Origin of the sequence: Aeromonas sp. s10, from assembly GCF_040907975.1 — a bacterium.
Taxonomy (GTDB): Bacteria; Pseudomonadota; Gammaproteobacteria; order Enterobacterales; family Aeromonadaceae; genus Aeromonas; species Aeromonas caviae.
Genome location: NZ_JBFOCV010000038.1, coordinates 40336 through 63701, shown reverse-complemented (window position 1 = coordinate 63701; position 23366 = coordinate 40336). Strand labels below are relative to the sequence as shown.

Sequence of the window (23366 nt, the reverse complement as noted above, 5' to 3'; positions counted from 1 at the left end):
TCAGTTTCTCCCTGTGCTGAAACGATCACCGCCACGCAGCGGGGTCGGAGTGGAGTTGGCCCCTTCGTTGGACGGCTGGGCCGCCTCGACTGCCGGGGTGCCCGCAGGACGTGCCGGTTGCACGGCATTCGCCTTGCCGGAGAGCTTGTCCAGCGGCAGGTAGATCATGCTGTTGTTGCCAGCCGGCATGTCCACCAGGACCTTGTTGGCCTGCTGATAGAGCTCTTCCATGGTTTCCAGGTAGATACGATCGCGGGTCAGCTCCGGGGCAGCCTGATACTGGGGCAGCAGCTCGTTGAAGCGAGCGACCTCACCCTTGGCCTTCAGCACGATCTGGGACTTGTAGGCTTCGGCTTCCTGCTCCAGGCGCTTGACCTGGCCGCGGGCCTTGGGCTCCACTTCACGGGCATAGGCTTCCGCCTCACGAATGAAGCGCTGTTCATCTTCCTGAGCGGAGATGGCGTCATCGAAGGCGTCCTTCACCTCTTCCGGCGGACGAGCCGGCAGGAAGTTGACGTCCACGATCTGCAGACCCATGTGGTAGGGCTCGATGATGCTGTCGATCACCTGCCAGGTCTCCTGGCGCACCTTCTCACGACCCGTGGTCAGCACGTCGTCCATCTTGGTGTGACCCACCACATAGCGCAGGGCGCTGTCGGTCGCCTGGCTCAGGCTCTCGTCGGCATTGGTCACGCTGAACAGGTACTGCTCGGGATCGACCACGCGATACTGCACGTCCATCTCGACCCGCACCACGTTCTCGTCCTGGGTCAGCATGAAGCCGGAGGCCGGCAGAGAGCGCACGGACTCCACATCCACCGGGATCACCCGATCGATGAAGGTCGGCTTCCAGCGCAGGCCCGGATCCACGTTGTGGGAGTACTCGCCAAAGCGCAGCACCACGCCCCGCTCGGCTTCGCGAATGGTGTAGAAGCCGCTGACGACCCACACCACCACGGCCACCACCAGGGCGATGGAGAGGCCAAACTTGCCCACGTCACCACCACCGGATTTGCCACCACCGAGCAGACCGCCGAAACGACGACTCACCTTGCGCAGCATCTCGTCCAGATCAGGGGGGCCCTGATTCTTGCCGTTGTTCCCCCAGGGGTCACGGTCTTTGCCATTGTTACCAGGCTCATTCCAAGCCATCAGCGTCTCCATTAATACATGCGGATGGATATCATCTCTATCGGGCCATCTCTCGTCGATGAAACCTGTAAACATTCATCGTCATCGACGAATCAATGCCTGATAAAGCGTTGTAAACTCTCACCTTCTTGTTTCATGAGGCGGTTCCAGTCGGCCAGTTGCAGGCGGACTTCCAGGACGAAATCCCCCTCCTCGCTGAAACCTTCCTGCTCGATGCCCTTCAGCCGATAGAGCGCACTGCGCAATCTGGCGGCCGACGGCGGCAACTGCAGGGTGTGATGGACCATGGAACCGGCCAGCAGTTCGGTCAGGGCCAGGAAGAGGTATTCGCTGCCTTCACCGGTCTGGGCCGACAGCCAGACTCGCACCGGGCGACCCGCCTCGTCACGCTCCAGGCCGGCAGGACGATCGCTCAGCTTGTCGATCTTGTTGCAGATCATCAGCTGGGGGCGATCATCCGCCTCGATCTCGGCCAGCACTTGCTGGACCGAGTCGATATTCTCCTGCATCTGTTCGTCGGCGCAGTCCACCACGTGCAGCAGCAGATCCGCTTCGCGGGTCTCCTGCAGCGTCGCCTTGAAGGCCGCGACCAGATCATGGGGCAAGTGCCGAATAAATCCAACTGTATCCGCCAGGATCACATCACCCACATCCTGGATCACCAATTTACGCAGGGTGGGGTCCAGGGTTGCGAACAATTGGTCGGCAGCATACACGCTGGCATCTGTAAGTTGGTTGAACAAAGTGGATTTTCCGGCGTTGGTATACCCCACCAGAGAAACGGTCGGCACTTCGTTGCGGTTGCGGGCACGGCGCCCCTGCTCCCGCTGCTTGGCCACCTTGTCGAGGCGGCGCAAAATGGCCTTGATGCGCTCACGCAGCAGGCGTCGGTCGGTTTCGAGCTGGGTTTCACCCGGGCCGCGCAGACCGATCCCCCCCTTTTGTCGCTCAAGGTGGGTCCAGCCTCGCACCAGACGAGTGGAAAGATGGCGCAACTGGGCAAGTTCGACCTGCAACTTGCCTTCGTGAGTACGGGCACGCTGGGCGAAGATATCGAGGATAAGGCCAGTCCTGTCCACGACCCGGCACTGGAACAGACGCTCCAGGTTGCGCTCCTGGGCAGGGGTCAGGGCATGGTTGAAGATGACCACGTCGGCGTCCAGCATCTGGACCTGGGACGCGATCTCTTCCGCCTTGCCGCTGCCGACAAAAAATTTGGCGCTGGGTGCGCTGCGACTGGTGGTGATCACCCCCAGTGCATTGACCCCGGCCGAGCTCACCAGCATCTTGAGCTCGTCCAGATCCTCCCGCTCGCCCTCATCGCTGAAGTTGACATGTACCAGAACGGCCTGTTCACCAGCTTCGTAACGGTCAAACAAGCGCTTGCTCCTTGACAGGTATCATGATGGATCTGAGTTGGCGAGTGAACTCGCCGCAGGATATCACGCCTCGGCTTCACCCTGCTCTTCACCGGCGGCGCCCGGGGCGTGCTGGTGATGGTTGACGGCACGGGCCGGCACCACGGTGGAAATGGCGTGCTTGTAGACCATCTGGCTCACGGTGTTCTTCAGCAGAATGACAAACTGGTCAAACGATTCGATCTGACCCTGCAGTTTGATGCCGTTCACCAAATAGATAGAAACAGGAATACGCTCACGGCGCAGCGCATTCAAAAACGGGTCTTGGAGAGATTGCCCCTTAGCCATCTTTCTTTTCCTTATAGTTTGTTGTTTTTAAACACCGGATATTCAATATAACAACCTGATTATACAGGAGTGTCAAGCCGGACCAGCTTGGGCGACGACCCTGGCCAGATTGCCAGACTCACCAGATTCCAACCAGGTCACATCAGGCCAACCGCGCAACCAGGTCATCTGACGCTTGGCCAACTGGCGGGTGGCAACAATGCCGCGATAACGCATCTCATCATACTCCACTTCCCCCGCCAGGTAGTCCCACATTTGGCGGTATCCCACGCAGCGAATGGAGGGAAGATCCGGGGTGAGATCCCCCCGCTCGTAAAGCGCCCTGACCTCCTGCTCGAAGCCGCTGCCCAGCATCTTGTCAAACCGCTGTTCGATGCGCTGGTGCAGCACGGCCCGATCCCTCGGCGCGATGGCAAACTGCAGCGCCCGGTAGGGCAGCCCCTCTCCCTGTACCTGGGTCAGCTCGGTGAGGGTCTTGCCGCTGATGCGGTAAACCTCGAGCGCCCGGCACAGGCGCTGGGGATCGTTGGGGTGGATGCGGGCACCGGCCACCGGGTCGATGCGCACCAGTTCGTCATGGAGCGCCTGCCAGCCGAGGCGGGCAGCCTCTTCCTCGATGCCGGCCCGAATGGCGGGATCGGCGGAAGGCAGCGGAGAAAGCCCCTCCAGCAGCGCCTTGAAATAGAGCATGGTGCCGCCCACCAGCAGCGGAATGCGACCACGGTCGGCGATCTCTTTCATCTCCCGCAGGGCATCCTTGCAAAAATCCGCCGCCGAATAACTCATGGCGGGATCCAGGATGTCGATCAGCCGGTGCGGGGCCTGCGCCAGCTCGGCTGGCGTCGGCTTGGCGGTGCCTATGTCCATGCCGCGATAGATTAGCGCGGAGTCCACGCTGATGATGTCGCAGGGCAGGGCCTGGCACAGTTCAATGGCGAGATCCGTCTTGCCGGAGGCCGTCGGCCCCATCAGAAAAATTGCAGTCGGCAAGTCAGCCACGTTAAACACTCCCTTCGGCCGCCCCTTCACGGGCGAACCGGCATAAAACTGGTCATATGGATGCAACAGACGACGAGACGCCGTCAGTTGCCATCGGCAAACTCGGCCAGCACGTTCGCCAGCGGCAACGGACGCACCATGCGAACGTCTGCCAGTTGGTCACTGAAATCGGCAACAAGTTCCGTCAACAACCGGGTGGCAGTGGCAAAATCGTATATTTTTTCGGCACTTATGCCTTGCTCCACCAACCACTGGCATAGTACTCCAGCCTGCGCATCGGCATCACTGTCAGATCCGCTCTCGACCAGCTGCAACAATTCGGGTAAGAGGCGGGCCAGATCGGTCTGGCGCAGCAGGGCAGGCACCCGAGTCAGGATCATGGTGTCGCGTCCCCCGCTTTTCAACTCCAGCCCCATGCGTTTGAGCAGACGTTCCCGCTCCTCCACCAGGGCGACCAGGTTTTTCGGCAGCTTGAAGGAGACCGGCAGCAACAGAGGCTGGGCCGCCAGCCCCTGGCCCCAGGCATCCAGCAGCCAGTGGCGCAACAACAGACGCTCGGCACGTACCAGGGAGAGCAGCGCCAGTTGCCCCTGACGCTCCATCAGCAGATAGGCCTGCTCGACCAGGCTCAGGGCACGCCACACCCCCGTTCGGGCAGGCGTCTCGACGGCACCGCTCTCGGCTACGGGCCGGGATGCCGGCATCGCCACCTCGGGCAGGGTGGTGAGCAAGGCGCCCATGCCTCGCATGGCGGCCCGGCTCGGGGGTTCGGGAGGCTGGTAGTGTCCTCCCCTGCCACCACTGCCTTCCCGCACGCCGTCGCCATCTCGCGCAGGGGCAGGAGCCCGATAGCCGTGTTCGGCACCGTACCACTCGGTGCGCGGCGCCTGACCCGGATAGGTGACCTCCGGGCTGCCCGGCAGCTCGACCTGGGTCTCGGCCAGGGGGGCATCGGTGGCGCTCCCTGCCCCGTCCTGGCGCAGTGCGGTAAACAGCGCCTGGAAGATGAAATCGTGGATGAGACGCGCCTGATGGAAACGCACTTCGTGCTTGGCCGGATGGACGTTGACATCCACCTGGCGGGGATCCAGCTCGATATAGAGCACATAGGCCGCGAAGCGATCGGCGGGCAGCAGCTCGTCATAGGCCTGGCGAATGGCGTGATTGATGAGCTTGTCCCGCATCATGCGGCCATTGACATAGGTGTATTGCAGGTCGTTCTGCGGCCTGGCTCCTGCCGGGGTGGCCAGCCAGCCCCACAACCGCACGTCGCTGTGTTCGCTCGATACCGCCAGGGCATGGTGCATGAAGGGGGAACCGCAGACGGCGGCGAGGCGGCGCTCCTGCTCCGCCACCGTGTTGGCCGCCTTGTACTGGCGCACCACCTTGCCGTTGTGGCGCAGGATCAGGGTAGCGTCGAAGCGGGAGAGCGCGATGCGGCGCACCAGTTCGTCGATATGGGCAAATTCGGTCTTTTCGCTGCGCATGAACTTGCGCCGCGCCGGGGTGTTGAAGAAGAGATCCACCACCTCCACCGTGGTGCCCACCGGGTGGGCTGCCGGCTTGACGGTGACGCTCATCTCACGCCCTTCCGCCTGGGCCTGCCAGGCCTCGCTCTGCTCTGCCGTGCGGGAGGTGAAGGTGAGGCGGGAGACGGAGCTGATGGAGGCGAGCGCCTCCCCGCGAAAGCCCAGGCTGTTGATCCCTTCCAGATCGTCCAGGGTCGCCACCTTGGAGGTGGCGTGGCGCGACAGCGCCAGCACCAGCTCATCCCTGGCGACACCGCAGCCGTTGTCACGAATGCGGATAAGCTTGGCGCCTCCCTTGTCGATGTCGATCTCGACCCGGTCAGCCCCCGCATCCAGGCTGTTTTCCACCAGTTCCTTCACCACGGAGGAGGGCCGCTCCACGACCTCACCGGCAGCAATCTGGTTGGCCAGAATCGGCGGCAATATACGGATTGGCATCGCTTGCTCCTGCAGATGAAAAAGGGGAAGAGGTGGACCTGGCGCCATCAACGCTCACCGCCCCTCCCTGCCATCGGCAGAGAAGGGCAGCGTTCTTCAGCCCGCGCTATTTTCGCGGAATATAGAGCACCTGCCCTATCTGGATGTCCCGTGACTTGAGCTTGTTGATCTCCACCAGTCGCGCCTGACTCACCCCATGTTTCTCGGCGAGACGGGAGAGACTCTGGCCACGGGTGACCACGTGGCGGATCATGTTGGACTTGTCGTTGCTCTGCACGCTGGCTACCGGCGCACTCGGCTCCTGGGCTGCGACCTTGTAAGGTTTGATCACGCCGGCACCGGAGGCGCTGCCGACGCTGCTGACCGGGGCGCCGCCCTCACCAACGCGATAGGGCTCGCTCGCCGGCATCCGGTTGGTCACGACCTGCTGCGTTGGCTGGGCAACCGGCTTGCTGACGGCGACCGGCTTGCTGGCAGGCGCCTGACGCGGCGGGGCGGCAACCTGGCCCTTGCCGGTGAGCATGGGCCCCTTGGTCGGATGGCTGCGGTAATAGTTGCGGATCCCCTCGAAGATGGCCCGGGCCAGCTGATCCTGATAGCTGGCGGTGGCCAGCAGCTTCTCCTCGGCGTGGTTCGAGATAAAGCCCGTCTCCACCAGTACCGAGGGTATGTCCGGCGCCTTCAGCACCGCCAGGCTCGCATGTTCCGGCGCCTTCTTGTGCAATCTGGCCACCCGGCCGAGCGAGCGTAGGATCTGGCGGCTGACGTCATAGCCTTCGGCCCTGGACTTGTCCATGGAGAGATCCAGGAAGGTCTGCGCCAGATAGGGGTTGGGATCAGACTCGGCCAATACCTTGCCAACGCCCCCCAGCAGCTCCCCCTGCTTCTCCTGCTTCTCGAGCCAGCTACCCATCTCGCGGTTGGCGCGGTTGGTCGACAGCACCCAGACGGAGGCACCGCGAGGAGTCGAGTTGTGGAAGCTGTCGGCATGCACCGACACCAGCAGGTCTGCCTTGGCCTTGCGGGCGATTTCGGAGCGTTTGTTGAGATCGACGAAGTAGTCGCCACGGCGGGTCAGCACGGCTCGCATGCCGGGCTCCCGGTCGATGAGGGCCGCCAGCTTCTGGGAGACCGCCAGGGTCACCCGCTTCTCGTAGGTGCGGCGCGGGCCGATGGAGCCCGGGTCTTCCCCGCCGTGACCAGGATCGATGGCGATGACGATGGCCTTGCCGTGCCCCCCGACGGGAGCGGGCTGCGCCGCAGCGCTCCCCTTCTCTTCATAGGGAAGATCGATCACAAGACGGTGGCCATAGGGACCTGCTGGCGCCAGCGGGAAGACCACCGGCTTGATGGCAGAGCCGAGATCCAGCACCAGTCGCAGGCCGCCCTTCTCCAGCGGCGTGCTCTCGCGGATCTTGCGCACCAGCTCGCTCTTGTTCTCGATGCGGGCCAGGTTGGTGGCGTTGCTCGCCCCTTTCAGGTCGATGACCAGACGGTTCGGACCGGTCAGGGTGAAGTAGTTGAAATTGGGGGCGCTGCTCATGTCGAGCACCACCCGGGTGTTGTCCGGTGATGGCCACACCCGCACACTCTTGAGCTGATTGGCCCAGGTGGGCAACGCCATCAGGGAGAGAACAAAGACAAGGATCACGCGCACTGAGATGACAACCGTTCCAGAATGGCTTCGCCGATAGCAGTGCGGGCATCAATCTGCACCTCGCGCTGCTCGTTTGCATAACTCAGGGTGATCTCGAGATCCGGGGCTGGCAGCCAGCCCTCGCCCTTCTGTGGCCACTCCACCAGGCAGAGGGTATCGGCGGCGAAATAGTCGCGAATGCCCATGAACTCCAGCTCTTCCGGGTCCGCCAGTCGATAGAGATCGAAGTGATAGACCTGCCACTGGGCAAGCTCATAGGGCTCCACCAGGGTATAGGTCGGACTCTTGACCTTGCCCTCATGACCCAGTCCCTGCACCCAGCCTCGGGTCAGGGTGGTTTTGCCGGCCCCGAGGGCACCGTGCAGAAATACCGTGGTGGCCTGTTGGCACGCCTTTGCCAGACGGCCACCCAGCGCCACTGTTGCTGCCTCGTCCGGCAGTGTCATCATCAAGGTTTTTGCCATGTTCTTCTTGTTACTTGTTACTGTGTCGGATTGACCAGACGACGGATCCAGGGCAGCAGATCCGATGCCAGCATGCCCCTCTCACCCTCGGCGGCGGCCAGATCGGCGGCCTCTGCGTGGATCACGGCCCCGAGTCGGGTGGCCATGCCCGCGGACCAGCCCTGAGCCAGGAGGGCGGCGATTATACCAGACAAGAGGTCACCCATGCCGCCACTGGCCATGCCGGGGTTGCCCTCGTCGCACAGGGAAATGCGCCTGCCGTCGCAGATGAGCGACCCCGCCCCCTTGAGCAACACCACACCACCGTAGCGCTGTTGCAGTCGCGAGACGGCCGCAAACCTGTCCCCCTCGATCTCGGCGATGGTGCAGCCCAGCAGGCGAGCCGCCTCCCCGGGGTGGGGCGTGAGCACCCAATTATCCTGATGACGGGGGGCCTGCGCCAGCCAATTCAATCCATCGGCGTCCAATACCAGTGGCACGGCGGCTCCGATGCCCTGTTCGAACCGGGCCCGGCCCCACTCATCCTGACCGAGCCCGGGGCCCAGTACCTGCACAGATGCCCACCCTTCATCCATGTCCGCCGGGCATCCCATCAGCTCGGGTTGAACCAGGCTGGCCGCCGGGCAATCTGGGTGCTGGCGCAGGCGTACCAATCCCGCCCCCGCCCGCAGACAGGCCTGACCCGCCAGCAGGATCGCTCCCTGCATGCCGAGGTTCCCCCCCGTCAGCAGTACCTTGCCGCTGTGTCCCTTGTGAGCCGAGCGCCTGCGCGGGGTCAGCAACCCCTTGAGGCTGGGATAATCGATCCGCTCGGCAGCGGGAACCCGTTCCTCCCCCGGCGTCACTCCCAGGGGATCCCGGTCGAGGTGGCCGACTCCGTCCACCCCGTCGGCGGTGAGCATGCCCTGCTTGATGCCGATGAAAGTGAGGGTGCGGGTGGCGCGCACCAGTGCGCCCATGGCGCGGCCGGTGTCGGCATTGAGACCGGAGGGGAGATCCACCGCCAGCACGGGCGCGTTCAAGCCATTGATTGTTGCGACGATCTTTGTCATTGACGAGGAGAGGGGAAGCTGGACGCCGGTACCGAGCAGTGCGTCTATGACCAGATCCGGCGGCGGCAGCGTGGCGGGCAGCAGATCCTCGGCCATGGTCACGCTCCCCCCCGATGCGAGCCACTCTTCGGCAGCCCGCCTGGCATCTCCCCTCAGCAGACCGGGAGCCCGGGCGGCAATCACCAAAGGCTCGAGGCCGATGCGCCGGGCAAGGCGGGCCAGCACGTAGCCGTCACCGCCGTTGTTGCCAGGGCCGACGAAGATCCACCACTGGCGGCTGTCGGGCCAGTGGTGACAGGCATAGTTGCACAGCGCACTCCCGGCCCGCTCCATCAGCACATAGAGGGGAAGCCCCTCCTGCTCGGCCCAGCGCCGTTCCATGCTGCGGATCTGCTCGGCCCGCCACAGGGGTTGTGCTAGACTCTCCCACTCATTTTTGCGGATAGCGTCCCCGAACACCTCTACCATGACGGCCCCCACGTTTCATCATCCCATGACCCGGCAACTGGCACGCCATATTGCCGCCCTGCGCCTGCCACACTCCTGCAGGCAGAGGGGGGATGCTGCATGACGGCTGCCGAACTTGCGCAACTGGCCCACGATATCAAGCTCTGGGCAAGGGAGCTAGGATTTGACCAGGTCGGCATCGCCGACACCGATCTCACCCTGGAAGAGCCGAGGTTGCAGGCCTGGCTGGATGCCGGTTATCACGGCACCATGGACTACATGGCGCGCCACGGCATGATGAGGGCCCGCCCCCACGAGCTGTTGCCGGGCACCTTGCGGGTCATCTCGGTGCGGATGAACTACCTCCCGTTCGAGGCGGGCTTTGCCGCCACCCTGCGCGATCCCACCCTCGGCTACATCAGCCGCTATGCCCTCGGCCGCGACTACCACAAGGTGCTGCGCAACCGGCTCAAACAGTTGGGGGAGCGCATCGAGCTGCGGTGCGAAACCCTGTTGCAGGCAGCGGGACAAACCCTGGGCGAGTGGCGCCCCTTCGTCGACTCGGCCCCTATTCTGGAAAGGCCGCTAGCGGCCAAGGCCGGCCTTGGCTGGGTGGGCAAGCACTCGCTGCTGCTCAACGAGTCCGCCGGTTCCTTCTTCTTTCTGGGAGAATTGCTCATCGCCCTGCCGCTGCCCGTGGATGCCCCGGTGGAGAAGGAGCTGTGTGGCAAGTGCGTGGCCTGCATCAACATCTGCCCCACCGGTGCCATCATCGCCCCCTATGTGGTAGACGGGCGGCGCTGCATCTCCTATCTCACCATCGAGAATGACGGCCCCATTCCCGAGGAGTTCAGGCCGCTCATGGGCAATCGCATCTATGGCTGTGACGACTGCCAGCTCATCTGCCCCTGGAACCGCTATGCCGATGCCAGCCCCGAACCCGATTTCAGCCCCCGTCCCGACCTGCATCGCCCTCCCCTGCTAGTGCTGTGGCGCTGGAGCGAGGCCGAATTTCTCAAGCACACGGAAGGCAGCCCCATCCGCCGCATCGGCTATCAGCGCTGGCGCCGCAACCTGGCGGTGGCCCTTGGCAACGGACCGGCCAGCAGCGAGGTCCTGGCCGCCCTGCAACAGGCGCTGCCTGAGGCCGGGCCCATGGTGGCCGAGCATATCGAGTGGGCGCTGGCGACCCTGGCCAGGCGTCAGCAGGAAGAGAATAAAAAGACACGATTGCTGATCCGCTGCATCGAAAAAGGTCTGCCGGATCACGCATAAGTGATCTGGCCCTTGCCGGATCGCAGCCATTTTTTCATGCTCTGCCGACCATTGAACATCGGCACAATAAAAGGAAGATTCTGATGCAGATGCTGGGAGTAGATATTGGGGGGTCCGGGATCAAGGGCTGCCTGGTCGACACCGAAACCGGGGAGCTGATTGGCGAACGCCACCGCATCGCCACACCGCAACCGGCAACCCCGGCCGCCGTGGCACACACCCTCAAGGCGCTGGTCGAACACTTCCAATGGAAGGGTCCCGTGGGGTGCGGTTTTCCCGCCACCATCCACAACGGCATCGCCAAGAATGCCTCCAACATCGACAAGAGCTGGATTGAGACCGATGCCGCCCACCTGTTTGCCGATGTGACCGGCCTGCCCTGCCATGTCCTGAACGACGCCGATGCGGCTGGTCTGGCGGAGATGCGCTTTGGCACCGGGCAGGATCGCCAGGGGGTCATCATTCTCATCACCGTCGGCACCGGCATCGGTACCGCCGTCTTCGTCAATGGCCAGTTGCTGCCCAATACCGAGCTGGGTCACCTGATGCTGGAAGGCATGGTGGCCGAACACTATTGCTCCGATGCGGTACGCAAGCGCGAGGATCTTTCCTGGGGCCGCTGGGGCAAACGTTTCAACAAATACCTGGCTCGCCTGGAGTTTCTGTTCTCCCCCGACCTCTTCATCCTGGGGGGCGGCAGCGCCGCCAAGCTCGACAAGTTCATCGACAAGATTGAGACCCGGGCTCCCCTGGTGGCGGCCGCGAACCTCAACCAGGCCGGTATCATAGGCGCCGCCCTCTATGGCGCGGCTCGGCAAGGGGGCTGACCGCCAGCAACATCAGAAGACCCGGCCCGTGCCGGGTCTCTCTCATCCGGGCTCAGAGATCGTCGAGGCGATGAGCACCGTGTACCAGACGGGTCAGGCGGGATTGGGCCATGGAGGCCAGGGCTTTCAGCAGCGCCGCCGTGTCGGGCGTGGGACACTCCCGGGCCAGACGTTCCAGCTCGCCGATGAGCCTCTCCTCCTGGCGTGACACCAGGGCCACTATCTCCGCGGGCTGGGTTGTGGCGGGCAGCGCCAGACGATCCCCCTCGGCCAGCAGATCCTCGCCAAACCCCTGATCCAGCCAGGTCTCCTTCACCGCGCTTCCCATCTGCTCGCGATAATCGTGCAGATGAGCCGCCGCGGCATCCTCCCGCCCTTGCAGATAGGCCAGCAACATTCTGCTGCGCTCAGCATCCACCCGGGGGATCTGGCGCCCGTAAATGTGCCCTTGCCGATGATGAAGCTCCTCGAGATAGAGCATCAGGTCCTTGATCTGTTGGAATCGCATCTCGCCTCCCTCCTGGCATCCACCTGCAGCCAGTATAGGGAGCTGGCATGTCGACACGGCCACGAACTGGTCATTTATTGTTCTGCATCAAGGAGATGGAAAAGAAAGCAGAAAAAGAGACAGCAGGAGGAAGGGGAAACCGGCAGCGAGGCTGCCCGGACAACCGGGCACCTTGTCCGAAGGGGAGGCATCAAATCGACGACATAAAAGATATTTACCAGCTTATATTCGGACTGGAGTCATCAAATCGGAATCTAATATTGATGCTGGTGGTGATACCTCCACACCATAGTCAAATGGCGGGAATTCTTATCCATTTTTTAGACGTCTAGACGTAAAAACATGCGTTGACACAGCCATCCGGACATCTTAGCATCATCCTCCATGATGACAGAGCTACCCAGTGAAACCTCTGCCCAATTTACCCGCCTGTAGCGCCCTGTGCTTTAAGGCTGTTAGCACGGAAGAATCCATGATTAAGTTGATCGGTCTCAACAAAGTCTACGGTAAAGGCAGTGATGCCGTGCACGCCCTGCGTGACGTGAGCCTGCATGTGCCCCAAGGCAAGATCTTCGGGGTGATCGGTGCCTCCGGGGCCGGCAAGAGTACCCTCATCCGCTGCGTCAACCTGCTGGAGCGCCCCACCGAGGGGCAGGTCATCGTCGATGGCCAGGACCTGGTCGCCCTCAGCGAGCGGGATCTGACTCAGGCTCGCCGCCAGATCGGCATGATCTTCCAGCACTTCAACCTGCTGGCCTCTCGCACCGTCTCCGCCAACATCGCCTTCCCGCTGGAACTGGCGGGCTGGAGCAAGGACAAGATCCAGAGCCGGGTCAGCGAACTGCTGGCCCTGGTCGGGCTGGAAGCCCGTGCCCACGCTTATCCGTCCGAGCTCTCCGGCGGCCAGAAGCAGCGCGTCGCCATCGCCCGTGCCCTGGCACCGGCTCCCAAGGTCCTGCTGTGTGACGAGGCCACCTCGGCCCTCGACCCGCAGACCACCCGCTCGATCCTGACCCTGCTCAAGGAGATCAACGTCAAGCTGGGGCTCACCATACTGCTCATCACCCACGAAATGGACGTGGTGAAGGGGATCTGCGACGAAGTGGCCATCATCAGCGACGGCCGTCTCATCGAGCAGGGGGAAGTGGCCTGGTTCTTCAGCAATGCCAAGACCCAGCTGGCCCGGGATTTCATCCACTCCACTATCCACCTGGAAGTGCCCCAGGAGTATCAGGATCGGATGAGTGCCGAGCGGGTGCCCGGCAGCTATCCCCTGGTGAAGCTCGGCTTTACCGGGACCACGGTGGATTCGCCGCTGATTTCCGAGGCGAGCCGCCGTTTCAACATCGACATCAGCATCCTGAGCGCAGACATCGAATACGCCGGTGGCGTCAAGTTCGGCTTCCTGCTGGCGGAACTGTTCGGGGACGAGGCCCAGTGCGAGGCCACCCAGCAGTTCCTCATCGACAACCACATTCAGCTGGAGGTAATGGGTTATGTCCGAAGCAATGATTAATCTGCTGATTTCGGCTCTGGGCGACACCCTCATCATGGTGTTTGCCTCCGCCCTGTTCGGCTGCCTGCTCGGCCTGCCGCTCGGCGTGGCGCTGCACGTGACCAAGGCGGGCCAGATCCTGGCCAATCCGCTGCTCAACAAGGTCCTGGGCGTCATCGTCAACGTCGGTCGCTCGGTGCCCTTCATCATTCTGCTGGTCGCCATCATTCCGTTGACCCGCTTCATCGTCGGCACCAGCATCGGTACCATCGCCGCCATCGTGCCGCTGACCGTGGGCTGCATCCCCTTCATCGCCCGCCTGGTGGAAGGGGCTCTGATGGAAGTGCCTGACGGCCTGCTGGAAGCGGCCAAGGCCATGGGGGCCAAGCCCCTGCAAATCATCACCAAGGTGCTGCTGCCCGAGGCCCTGCCGGGGATCCTCAACAGTGTCATCATCACCCTCGTCACCCTGGTGAACTACTCCGCCATGGCAGGTGCCATCGGAGGCGGTGGTCTCGGTGATGTGGGTATTCGCTACGGCTACCAGCGTTTCGATCCCACCGTCATGCTGGTCACCGTGGTCATTCTGGTGGTGCTGGTTCAACTCATCCAGAGCGCGGGTGAGCGCCTGGTCAAACAATGTGATCATCGTTAATCGTCGATTTCTGACAGGAGGTTTTTATGAAATTGGGCATCAAATCCGCAGCAGCTGCGCTGCTGGCAACCCTGGTACTGGTCGGTTGCGGCCAGAAGGAAGAGAACAAGACCCTGAAGGTGGGCGCCATCGCCGGTCCCGAGACCGAGCTGGTTGAGACCGCGGCCAAGGTTGCCAAGGAAAAATACGGCCTGACCGTCGAAGTGGTCACCTTCTCCGACTACGTCACCCCGAACGTGGCCCTGAACGACGGCAGCGTCGACGTCAACGCCTTCCAGCACAAGCCCTACCTGGATGCCCAGATCCGTGATCGCGGCTTCAAGCTGGTGCCGGTCGGCAACACCTTCGTCTACCCGATCGCCGGTTACTCCAAGAAGGTCAAAGCCCTGTCCGAGCTGAAAGACGGTGCCCAGATCGCGGTGCCGAACGATCCGACCAACCTGGGTCGCTCCCTGATCCTGCTGGAGAAGCAGGGCCTGCTGAAGCTGAAAGAGGGTGCCGGTCTGGAAGCGACCGTACTGGACATCGCCAGCAACCCGCGCAACTTCAAGATCGTCGAGCTGGAAGCCGCACAACTGCCGCGCTCCCTGGAAGACGTGGATCTGGCCATCATCAACAACACCTTCGCCGGTCAGATTGGTCTGACCCCGACCGAGAACGGCCTGTTTGTCGAAGACAAGGAGTCCCCCTACGTCAACCTGATCGTTGCTCGCGAGAACAACAAGGACGACGAGAAGGTCAAGGAGTTCGTCCAGTCCTTCCAGACCGACGAGGTCTTCAAGAAGGGGACCGAGCTGTTCAAGGGCGGTCTGGTGAAAGGTTGGTAATCACTCACTCTGGAAAAAAGGCCACGTCAAGCGTGGCCTTTTTTTTTACCCCCGTTATCATAGCCAGAAGCACGGCAACACGAAAAACAGAACAACAATGAAGAAATGGTATCTGGCCTACTGCAAACCCAAGGAAGAGGCCCGCGCCCGCGCCCATCTGGCAGCCCAGGGCGTTGAATCCTATTACCCCATGGTCGAGATTGAAAAACTGCGGCGAGGCAAGCGCGTGCCCCAGCGCGAGCCCATGTTCCCCAACTATCTCTTCATCTACGTGGATCTGGAAGAGGTCACCCCGGTCACCCTGAAATCGACCCGGGGCATCAGTCGCATCATCCACTTCGGCAAGGAGTGGACCCCCGTCAGCAGCCAGCTGATCTACCGGCTCATGAGCCGGGACGACAGCGACGAGGCGCGCGCCAGCTATGCCCGTCTGCCGACCCAGGGAGACAAGGTACTTATCGAATCCGGCCCCCTCGCCGGGTTTGAAGCCATCTATCTGGAACCGGATGGCGAAAAGCGGGCCATCCTGCTGGTCAACCTGCTCAACCAGGAGACCTGCAGCAGCTTCGAAAACCAGGCCTTCCGCCGCCTGGAGTGAACCGTCCTGTCGGCAGAAAGAGACACAGGGCAGTACACAAGACACCATCCCCCTGCTTCCGAACGGTCAGGACCGCTCCTGCGTCGTGCATCCTTCCACCACCAGGTTTTCGGGCCGAAAAAAACGGGGCAGACCCAGAGGTCTGCCCCGTTTTTCTCTCCCTTGCGTCAGGCATCCAGTTCGAAGCGGCTGATGGCCGATGTCAGTCTCCCGGTCTCCCGGGTCAGGCGGGCGGCGATCTGCTCCCCCTGCTGGCCATGCTCGCTGGACTGATGGCTGAGCCCGGCAATCTCCTCCACCGTGCCCGCCACCTCCTGCGCCGCCCTTGACTGCTGCTCGGTGGCGGTGGCGATGGCGGCAAGCTGGCCGCTGAGATCCTGCACCAGCGTCGCCATCGACTCCAGGGTCTCGGTCACCGAGGCCACGGCGCCGCGCCCCTGCTCCACCAGCAGGGTACCGCTGCCCACGGTATCCGCGGTCTCCCGGGTCTGCTGCTGGATGCTGGCAATGGTCTGGTTGATCTCCATGGTCGATGCGCTGGTGCGGCTGGCCAACTGCCTCACTTCATCGGCCACCACGGCAAATCCCCGTCCCTGCTCACCGGCCCGCGCCGCCTCGATGGCCGCATTGAGTGCCAGCAGGTTGGTCTGCTCGGCGATGGTGGCGATCACTTCGGTGACCCTCCCCACCTGCTCGCTCTGGCTGCTGAGCTGCGTCATCGCCTGGTTTGCCTGGGCAATCATGGCACCAATCTGCGCCATGGTGGTCCCCATGCGGGCGAGGGCCTGCTCCCCCTCCCTTGCCTGTTGCTCGGTCTGGCGAGCCGCTCCCGCCGCGTCCGCAATGTTGCCCGCCACATCCCGGGTACTGACCGACATCTGCTCGATGGCGGCTGCCACCGCATCGAGCCGCTGATTCTGGCTCGCCAGATCATCCACGATGGCATTGGTGGTCTGGCCCACCTCGCGGCCAGCCCCTTCCACCTGACCGACCGCCCCCTGGATCTCCCCCACCAGCTCGCGCAACTGTGCCGACATCCGGTTGATGGAGCCCGTGAGCCCTCCCAGCTCATCCTGACGAAGCACGGGCAAGGGGGTGACGGGGAGGCGGCCATCGGCCACCAGGCCCGCCCGTTTCACCAGGCTGGCGATGTCCCGGGTCAGGCGCCGGCTGAACAGCAGGGCCACCAGGGTGCCCAGCAGGATGACGCTGGTGGTGGCCAGCAGCAGGGTGCGGTGAATGGTCTGACTGGCGGCCGCCATCTCCCCCGCCATCTTGTCCACCTCGGCACGGGTATGGGTCACCTGGGTCGCCAGCTGATCCGCCAGCCGGGTCAGGGCGGGCTCTATCTCGGTAGCCATCAGGTGGTTGGCCCTGTCCCAGTCCGGGGCCTGGCGCTTCTCGATCACCTGACCGACCAGCTCTGCAAAGGGGGCTGACATCTCTTCAAAGAGCGTCCAGAGCCCCTTTTGTGCCTCGGTGAAGTTGGCCTCTTGCTGTTTCAGCTCGGCCACCCGCTGCTGGTGGAACTGGTAGTAGTCCCGATACTTGTCCAGGTACTCCTTCTCCCCCGAGATGAGGAAATCCCGCAGGGCGGAGAGCGCATTGCCCAGGCTGTTGTAGGCATCCCCCACCTGCTTGAGCAGCAGGCGCCTGTCACCGGGCAACGTCGCCTGGGGCGTTGCCACCTCTTCATTGGCAAAAGACTGCAACTGATCGAGGGCCGACTCCGCCAGGGGGCCGGCCTCCAGCAGCATCAGGGTGTGGGCGGGCAGGTTCTCTTCGGTGTGAGCCAAGGCCCACACCTGTGACTGTGCCCCCTTGAAATCCTTGAGTGCCCGGGTCAGGTCAGGGGCGAAACGCTGGCGTTCGATGGCGTGCCAGGCCTCTTCCCACTCCTGCTTGATGCGATCACCCTGTGCCGGATCCTTGCCGAGGATGAGATAGGCCCGCAGGGATGAAACGGTGGCAATCAGGGCTTTCTGGCTCGCCTCGTCCCGCTGCAGGGCGGGCAGGGCCTGGGCCAGCAAGGCATCTTGCGAGCCTTCGATCCGGCCGAGCTGATGATAGACAAGGGCGGAGGAGAGAATGATGAGCAGGTTGATAAAACAGAAGCTCAACAACAACTTGCTTGATATTTTCATGGCCATCCTTGGAATTCGTCGGGCATCCTGCCCGGGATTAGCGTCTGATGAGCGCGGGCAAACGAGCCTGCCAACCCTGATGCCATCCCATCAGCTCCTCGCGGGGCATGGGACGGGCGGAGAAGAAGCCCTGGCATTGATCGCACCCCAGCTTCGCCAGCAATTGCCAGGTCGCCTCATCTTCGACCCCCTCGGCCACCGATTTCAAGCCCAACTTGCGAGCCAGCTCGATGCTGGACTCGATGATGGCTAGGCGAGAGGGATCTTCATAGCAGCGATCCACGAAGGATCTGTCCAGTTTCAACTCGGTAAAGGGGAGCAGGGCGAGCTGCTGCATGGAGGAGTAGCCAGTCCCGAAATCATCGATGGAGAGGCCAAAACCGTGCATCCGCAAGCGGGTCAGCACCTCCAGCGACTTGCCGAGATCCTTGACGAAGGCGCTCTCGGTCACTTCGAGGGTGATGAGCTCGGGGTTGATGCTCCAGCGCTGGCAGTGGCTGAGCAGGGTGTTGCACAGATCCCCCTCGATGAGGGAGGTGGTGGAGAGGTTCATCGACAGGTTCAGGGAGAGCCCGGTCTTCTCCCACAGGTGGCCGTCCCGCAGCGCCTTGCCGATGATCACCTCGGTGAGCGGGTCGATGAGCCCGTTGTGCTCCGCCAGCGGGATGAAACGGGCCGGCGAGATGAGGCCATATTCGGGGTGCTGCCAGCGGGCAAGCGCCTCCATGCCGAGCCACTCCCCGTTGTGAAAACCCACCTTGGGTTGATACCAGGGCAGCAACTGGTCCTGATCCAGCGCCCGGCGCAGCTCATCCAGGGTCAGGTGATAACCATCCTCTTCCTGGCTGCGCACCTGCTGGGGCCGCCAGGCACCGATGAGCTGCGCGATCTGCTGGGGAGACGCGGGTTTCTCGATGCGCCCCAGCACCTGCAGGCCATAGGCCCGGCTCATGCGCAGCACGGCATCGACCACGTCATCCTCCAGGGCGCTGCACAGCACGATGCCGCCGCGGAACCCGCCAAGGGAGAGGCGGCGCAGCAGCGCCATGCCATCCATGCCCGGCATGCGCAGATCGCAGAACAGGATGTCGACCCTGTGGTGCTGGCACTGTGCCAGCGCCTCCTCCCCGTCCTGCGCCTCCAGCAGGTTGCCGTAGCCCAGTCCGCGGATCTGGTGCATCAGGGCCTTGCGCTGGAAGTTGTGATCCTCCACCACCATGATCGCCAACTCATGCCGTGCGCTATTCATCGAGCCATAACCCCGTTTCACCTCTGATAGAGTCCATCAATGCCTGTACCGCCCTGGCCAGGTCATCGAGCTTGTCCAGTTGTTTCAATCTGGCCGCCGCCTCCAGCCGGGCCGCCTCCTCTGCCAATGCCTGCTGTCCTACCATGCGCGCGGCCCCCTTGATGCGATGTGCCGTCTCCACCAGCGCCTGGGTATCCTGGCTGGCCAGCGCCAGCCTCATGTCCTCGCCATCCTGCTCGTTGGCGTCCAGGTATTCGCTGGCCATGCTGCGTGCCACCGCCTCATCCCCAAACAGGGTCAACCAGCTTATGCCTGGCAGCTGAACCCTGGCTTGCCGGGGCGCCTCCGAGGCGAGCTGTTCTTCCTGAGTCGGCAACCAGCGCCCCAGGGTCTGGCTCAGGGCATCCAGGCTGTAGGGCTTGAACAGCATGTCGTTCATGCCGGCATCACGCATCTGCTGGCTCGCCTCCTCAGAGGTATCGGCCGTCACCCCGATAATGGGAGCACTGTCCCCGGCATCCCGCAAGGCTCGCGTGAGGGCATAGCCATCCATCACCGGCATGTGGCAGTCGGTCAGCAGCAGGGCGAAGTCCTGCCCCTGCCAGGCGCGCAGCGCCTCCTCGCCATCTTCCACCACCTCGGATTCGAGCCCCAGGATAGCGAGCTGCCTCGTCAGCAATGCCCGGTTGACGGGGTGATCATCGGCCACCAGCACCCGCCCCCTGAGCTTCTCCCCCTCCATCCCCATCGACTGGCTCGCCTGCTGGTTGAACAGTGACTGGCAGGTTTCCAGCAACAGATCGGGGTAGAGAGGCGATTGTCCCAGTCGCCACCAGGCGTCACCACCCATGCGTCCCCGCAGGGCCTCATGGGGAGAGAGTACTATGCCCTTGAGGTTCGAACGCTGCAAACAGGCCAGCCAGTCACTGCCAAGGGCCTGTTCCAGGTGATTCTCCTGCGCCAGCAGATGCCCCTCGAGGGGCTGCTGCCAATGGTGTGCCTCCATGCGAACCAGTCTGGCGCCCAGCCTGACCATCACTGATTCCAGCCCCTCATCCTCCCCAAACCACCACCATACCTGACCGGTCAGGGGCGGCGCTTCCCACTGGCACTCGGCCAAGGGCAGCGTGAAGGTCACGCAGGTGCCCATTCCGGGGGTACTTTCCAGGGTCAGGCTCCCCCCCATTTTCTGGGTGAGTTGATGACAGATGGCAAGCCCGAGCCCGGTGCCGCCAAACCGGCGATTGGTGTCGGACTCCACCTGCTTGAACGGGATGAAGAGGGTGCGCTGCTGCTCCAGGGCGATGCCTATCCCGGTATCCCGGACCCGGAAGGCCAGCCGGTCGTCTTCATAATCCACCTGGATGGCGATCGCCCCCGCCTCGGTGAACTTCACCGCGTTGTTCAACAGATTGGAGATCACCTGCCCCACCCTGATCCCGTCGATGCAGGCCAGATCCGGCACCGTCTTCCCCCACCGCAGCGTCACGTTGAGCCCCTTGCCATAGGCCAGGGCCGCATGTCCCCGGATGACATCGCAAATCACCGAGGTCAGGCGGCAGTGATGGGGGTGCAGTTGCAACTGCCCGGCTTCCATCTTGGAGAAGTCCAGGATGTCGTTCACCAGATAGAGCAGATGGTTGGTGGAGGTCGAGATATTGCGCAACATGTAGCGCTGATCGTCGTCCAGCGCGCTCATTTGCAGCAGCTCCAGCATGCCGTGCATGCCGGAGATGGGAGTGCGAAGCTCATGACTCATGGTGGCGAGGAAGCGGCTGCGCGCCTGGGTCGCCTCCTCCGCCACCCGCCTGGCATGGCGCAGCTCCAGCTCCTGGCGCTTGAGCTTGGTGATGTCCTGCACCACGCCGTTCAATATGACCCCTTCAAGCCCCTCCTGGTGAACGAAATGACCACGGATCTGCAAATAGCCCGCCTCCCCCTGGCGCCGGATCTCCACCTCGAGATCCAGCGGCTGCATGCTCAGGGCATGACGATCCACCGTGGCCACGAAGTCCTCGTGCGCCTTGCCTGTCAGCCCCAGGATGGAGGCACCGGTGACCGCCATGCCGGCATGCTCCTCTTCGACCCCCACCATCTCCCTGACCCCTTGCGAGGTGTAGAGGAAGTGCCCCTTGCCCGGCCCAAGCCAGTGATACTGATAGACCAGACCCGGCATGCTGTCGGTGATCTGGGTCAGCCGGGTCTGCGCCTCCTGGGCCGCAAACCGCGCCTGCTCCAGCTCGGTCACGTCGGTCAGCACGGTCAAGATCCCGAGCCGCTTGTCATCGGGCCCCGCAAAGAGCCGCTTGGTGTAGATCATCTGGTGCAGGCGATCGTCATCAAACCGGATCTCGCCCCGGCCATGAAGCTCCTCTCCGCTCTCCCAGACGCTGGCATCCTCCTCCATCACCCTGGCGCGGATCGACTCGGGCAATCGATCCTGGAGCAACCGCTCATAGGAGCCCGTCAGGTTCTCCCCGCCGAGAAACATCTGCCGGTACGCCCGGTTCGTCATTGCCACTTCATAGCGCTCGTTGGTCAGCACCACCTGGTTGGGCAGGGCATCCAGCATCATCTGGACAAACACCAGCTGCTCCTCGAGCCGCCGCTCGGCCTCCCGCCGCTGGCTGATCTGGCGGCGCAACGTCCGGTTCCAGCCCATGAACAGCAAGAGGCAGAGCAGGAAAATGCCGCCGCCGAGGGAGGACCAGAGCAGCACCGTCTTCGGATCCAGTCCCGTCTGTATGGTCAGGGAGAGCCACTTTTTCTCCAGGGCGGAGAGCTCGTCGGGGGGAATGGCGATCAGCACCTTGGTGAGGATCTGCTGCAGCATGGGATCCTGCAACTGGGTCGCCATGGCGATGGGTACCCGCAGATCGCTGCCGGAGAAGACCACCTGGTAGCGGTCGCTGAATCCCTTTTGCAGCGACTGCTCCAGGGTGGTGGTGCTCATCAGCACATAGTCGACCTTCTGCTGGTCCAGCAGGGGCAGCAATTCGGCATCGCTGGCCACCGGCACGGCGATGGCCCCCACCTCGTTCAGCAAGACCTGCTCCACCGAGCCCCCCACCATGCCCACCCTGTGCCCTTTCAGTGCCCTGGCGGCGGTGAGCTCGGCCATCCCCTGCCTCGCCACGACCACCCGGTTGATCGACGCGTAGTTGGGGGTAAACCGGGCAAACTGCTGACGCTCCGCGGTGGGAGTCATGGCCGGGATGAGATCCAGCTTGCGATCCTGGAAGAGCGCCATGCTCTGGGCCCAGCTCCGGGTCGGCACCAGGGTGAACTGAAGCCCGGCACGCTGGCTCATCAGTGTCAGCAGATCGGCAATAAGCCCCTTGAGCCGCCCCCTGTCGTCCACCTCGCTCATCCCGGGCCAATCCGGGGCAACCCCGTAGCGGATGACCGGATGTGCTTGCAACCACGCCTGCTCCTGCGGATTGAAGACGATCTCCCTGCTCCTTTTCACCAGGGCATAGTCGAGGATATCCCCCGCCTCCAGAATGGCGCGACGCTCGAGGGGAGAGATATCCTCGAGGGCCCGCTCCAGCAATCCCTGCAAGACATTATTCCTGGGCGCCACGGCCATGGCGAGGGAGGTATCTCTCATCCAGTCGATCCTGGCCAGCGCCATGCCCGCCATGGCTTGCAGCCTGTTCAGCATGGGCAACTCGGCCAGGTAGGCATCCGCCTTGCCCTCCTTGAGCATGAAGATCGCCTCGTCCCGGCTGTCGGCCGTGATCAGGTTCGAGATCCCCAGGCGCAGCAGCTCATCGCAGGCGCTGACACCGAAGACGCAGACCCAGCGCACCCCATAGGCCTCCTCCAGGGAGAGGCTCTCCCGCCCCCCCGTCAGCAGCACGGCGCGGGGCAGTGCCATCAGCTCGGAGGTAAATTGCATCTGCAAGGTGCGAGTCGGGCTCGGTGCCACCCCGATCAACATGTCGACCTTGCCATCCAGCAAGGCCTGCTGGACCGCCGCATTGTTGACATAGGCACGGTAGCGAAGGCTCACCCCCAGCCTGGCTGCAATCTGGGAGGCGAACTCATCCAGGGGGCCGGTGAAATTGCCGCGCCCATCGGTATAGACATAGGGTGGCCAGGCCGCCGAAGGCATGCCGACAACCAGTTCATCATGGGTGGCAAGCCAGTGCAGTTCGTCCAGGGTGAAGTTGCTCTGGTCCAGTTGCGCCGGCGCAGCCGCAACCATCAGGCTCCAGAAAGCCAGACCACATAGCAGGATGAGACGACAGCAGCGGCGGAACATTATCAACTCCCATACGAAACGGAGGGGGATCATAGAGTGTTTGGCGCAATGTGCGACAACTAAATTGAGACAATGCT

At 63.0% G+C, this 23366-nt stretch carries 18 protein-coding genes; 6 read left to right on the top strand and 12 right to left on the bottom strand.

The window, feature by feature from the left end:
• The 8 genes from hflK to AB5Y59_RS13360 all read right to left on the bottom strand — a co-directional run bounded on the left by hflK (position 1) and on the right by AB5Y59_RS13360 (position 9465).
• Positions 1-1152: an FtsH protease activity modulator HflK gene (hflK, locus tag AB5Y59_RS13395; RefSeq protein WP_286700524.1), complete on the bottom strand. Its 1152-nt coding sequence runs from the start codon at positions 1150-1152 to the stop codon at positions 1-3.
• Between the two features lie 92 nt (positions 1153-1244).
• Positions 1245-2531 carry a ribosome rescue GTPase HflX gene (gene hflX / locus AB5Y59_RS13390; RefSeq protein ID WP_043758245.1) on the bottom strand — a complete coding sequence of 429 codons (1287 nt, stop codon included), beginning with the start codon at positions 2529-2531 and terminating at the stop codon, positions 1245-1247.
• A gap of 63 nt (positions 2532-2594) precedes the next feature.
• A complete protein-coding gene (gene hfq / locus AB5Y59_RS13385) occupies positions 2595-2858 on the bottom strand; it encodes an RNA chaperone Hfq (protein WP_011704864.1) in 264 nt (87 codons plus the stop codon).
• 72 nt (positions 2859-2930) lie between these two features.
• Positions 2931-3848: a tRNA (adenosine(37)-N6)-dimethylallyltransferase MiaA gene (gene miaA, locus AB5Y59_RS13380; RefSeq protein ID WP_080770083.1), complete on the bottom strand. Its 918-nt coding sequence runs from the start codon at positions 3846-3848 to the stop codon at positions 2931-2933.
• A 92-nt stretch (positions 3849-3940) separates the two neighbouring features.
• A complete protein-coding gene (gene mutL / locus AB5Y59_RS13375; RefSeq protein WP_368212127.1) occupies positions 3941-5824 on the bottom strand; it encodes a DNA mismatch repair endonuclease MutL in 1884 nt (627 codons plus the stop codon).
• Positions 5825-5930: 106 nt separating this feature from the next.
• Positions 5931-7481 carry an N-acetylmuramoyl-L-alanine amidase gene (locus AB5Y59_RS13370; protein WP_041211134.1) on the bottom strand — a complete coding sequence of 517 codons (1551 nt, stop codon included), beginning with the start codon at positions 7479-7481 and terminating at the stop codon, positions 5931-5933.
• Positions 7472-7945: a tRNA (adenosine(37)-N6)-threonylcarbamoyltransferase complex ATPase subunit type 1 TsaE gene (tsaE, locus tag AB5Y59_RS13365; RefSeq protein ID WP_286700526.1), complete on the bottom strand. Its 474-nt coding sequence runs from the start codon at positions 7943-7945 to the stop codon at positions 7472-7474. Before tsaE ends, AB5Y59_RS13370 begins: the two co-directional genes overlap by 10 nt.
• 17 nt (positions 7946-7962) lie before the next feature.
• Positions 7963-9465 (bottom strand): NAD(P)H-hydrate dehydratase, encoded by a 1503-nt coding sequence (locus tag AB5Y59_RS13360; RefSeq protein WP_286700527.1) that lies wholly within the window; start codon positions 9463-9465, stop codon positions 7963-7965.
• 99 nt (positions 9466-9564) lie between these two features.
• Between AB5Y59_RS13360 and queG the strand changes: the two genes are divergently transcribed.
• Entirely contained in the window at positions 9565-10719 is a 1155-nt protein-coding gene (gene queG / locus AB5Y59_RS13355; RefSeq protein ID WP_368212124.1) for a tRNA epoxyqueuosine(34) reductase QueG, read from the top strand.
• Between the two features lie 83 nt (positions 10720-10802).
• On the top strand, positions 10803-11546 hold the full coding sequence (gene ppgK / locus AB5Y59_RS13350; RefSeq protein ID WP_010673187.1) for a polyphosphate--glucose phosphotransferase: 744 nt from the start codon (positions 10803-10805) through the stop codon (positions 11544-11546).
• A gap of 52 nt (positions 11547-11598) precedes the next feature.
• Here ppgK and AB5Y59_RS13345 read toward each other — a convergent pair whose 3' ends face one another.
• Positions 11599-12054 carry a hypothetical protein gene (locus tag AB5Y59_RS13345; protein ID WP_010673186.1) on the bottom strand — a complete coding sequence of 152 codons (456 nt, stop codon included), beginning with the start codon at positions 12052-12054 and terminating at the stop codon, positions 11599-11601.
• Positions 12055-12526: 472 nt separating this feature from the next.
• Between AB5Y59_RS13345 and metN the strand changes: the two genes are divergently transcribed.
• The 4 genes from metN to rfaH all read left to right on the top strand — a co-directional run bounded on the left by metN (position 12527) and on the right by rfaH (position 15629).
• Entirely contained in the window at positions 12527-13570 is a 1044-nt protein-coding gene (metN, locus tag AB5Y59_RS13340; RefSeq protein WP_010673185.1) for a methionine ABC transporter ATP-binding protein MetN, read from the top strand.
• Positions 13551-14204, top strand: a complete 654-nt coding sequence (locus tag AB5Y59_RS13335; protein WP_160837498.1) for a methionine ABC transporter permease — start codon at positions 13551-13553, stop codon at positions 14202-14204. The genes metN and AB5Y59_RS13335 overlap by 20 nt, the downstream gene beginning before the upstream one ends.
• Positions 14205-14230: 26 nt before the next feature.
• A complete protein-coding gene (metQ, locus tag AB5Y59_RS13330; protein ID WP_010673183.1) occupies positions 14231-15031 on the top strand; it encodes a methionine ABC transporter substrate-binding lipoprotein MetQ in 801 nt (266 codons plus the stop codon).
• A gap of 97 nt (positions 15032-15128) precedes the next feature.
• Complete coding sequence (gene rfaH / locus AB5Y59_RS13325; protein ID WP_010673182.1) at positions 15129-15629, top strand: transcription/translation regulatory transformer protein RfaH; 501 nt, start codon at positions 15129-15131, stop codon at positions 15627-15629.
• A gap of 167 nt (positions 15630-15796) precedes the next feature.
• On the opposite strand, the gene AB5Y59_RS13320 is transcribed toward rfaH, so the two are convergent.
• From AB5Y59_RS13320 to AB5Y59_RS13310, 3 genes are read right to left on the bottom strand one after another with little or no spacing between them, the layout of a single operon-like run.
• Positions 15797-17773 (bottom strand): methyl-accepting chemotaxis protein, encoded by a 1977-nt coding sequence (locus AB5Y59_RS13320; protein ID WP_223915118.1) that lies wholly within the window; start codon positions 17771-17773, stop codon positions 15797-15799.
• Positions 17774-17810: 37 nt separating this feature from the next.
• Positions 17811-19022, bottom strand: a complete 1212-nt coding sequence (locus AB5Y59_RS13315) for an EAL domain-containing protein (protein ID WP_041214588.1) — start codon at positions 19020-19022, stop codon at positions 17811-17813.
• Positions 19015-23289 carry a transporter substrate-binding domain-containing protein gene (locus AB5Y59_RS13310; protein WP_268452331.1) on the bottom strand — a complete coding sequence of 1425 codons (4275 nt, stop codon included), beginning with the start codon at positions 23287-23289 and terminating at the stop codon, positions 19015-19017. Before AB5Y59_RS13310 ends, AB5Y59_RS13315 begins: the two co-directional genes overlap by 8 nt.
• Between the last annotated feature and the right edge of the window lie 77 nt (positions 23290-23366).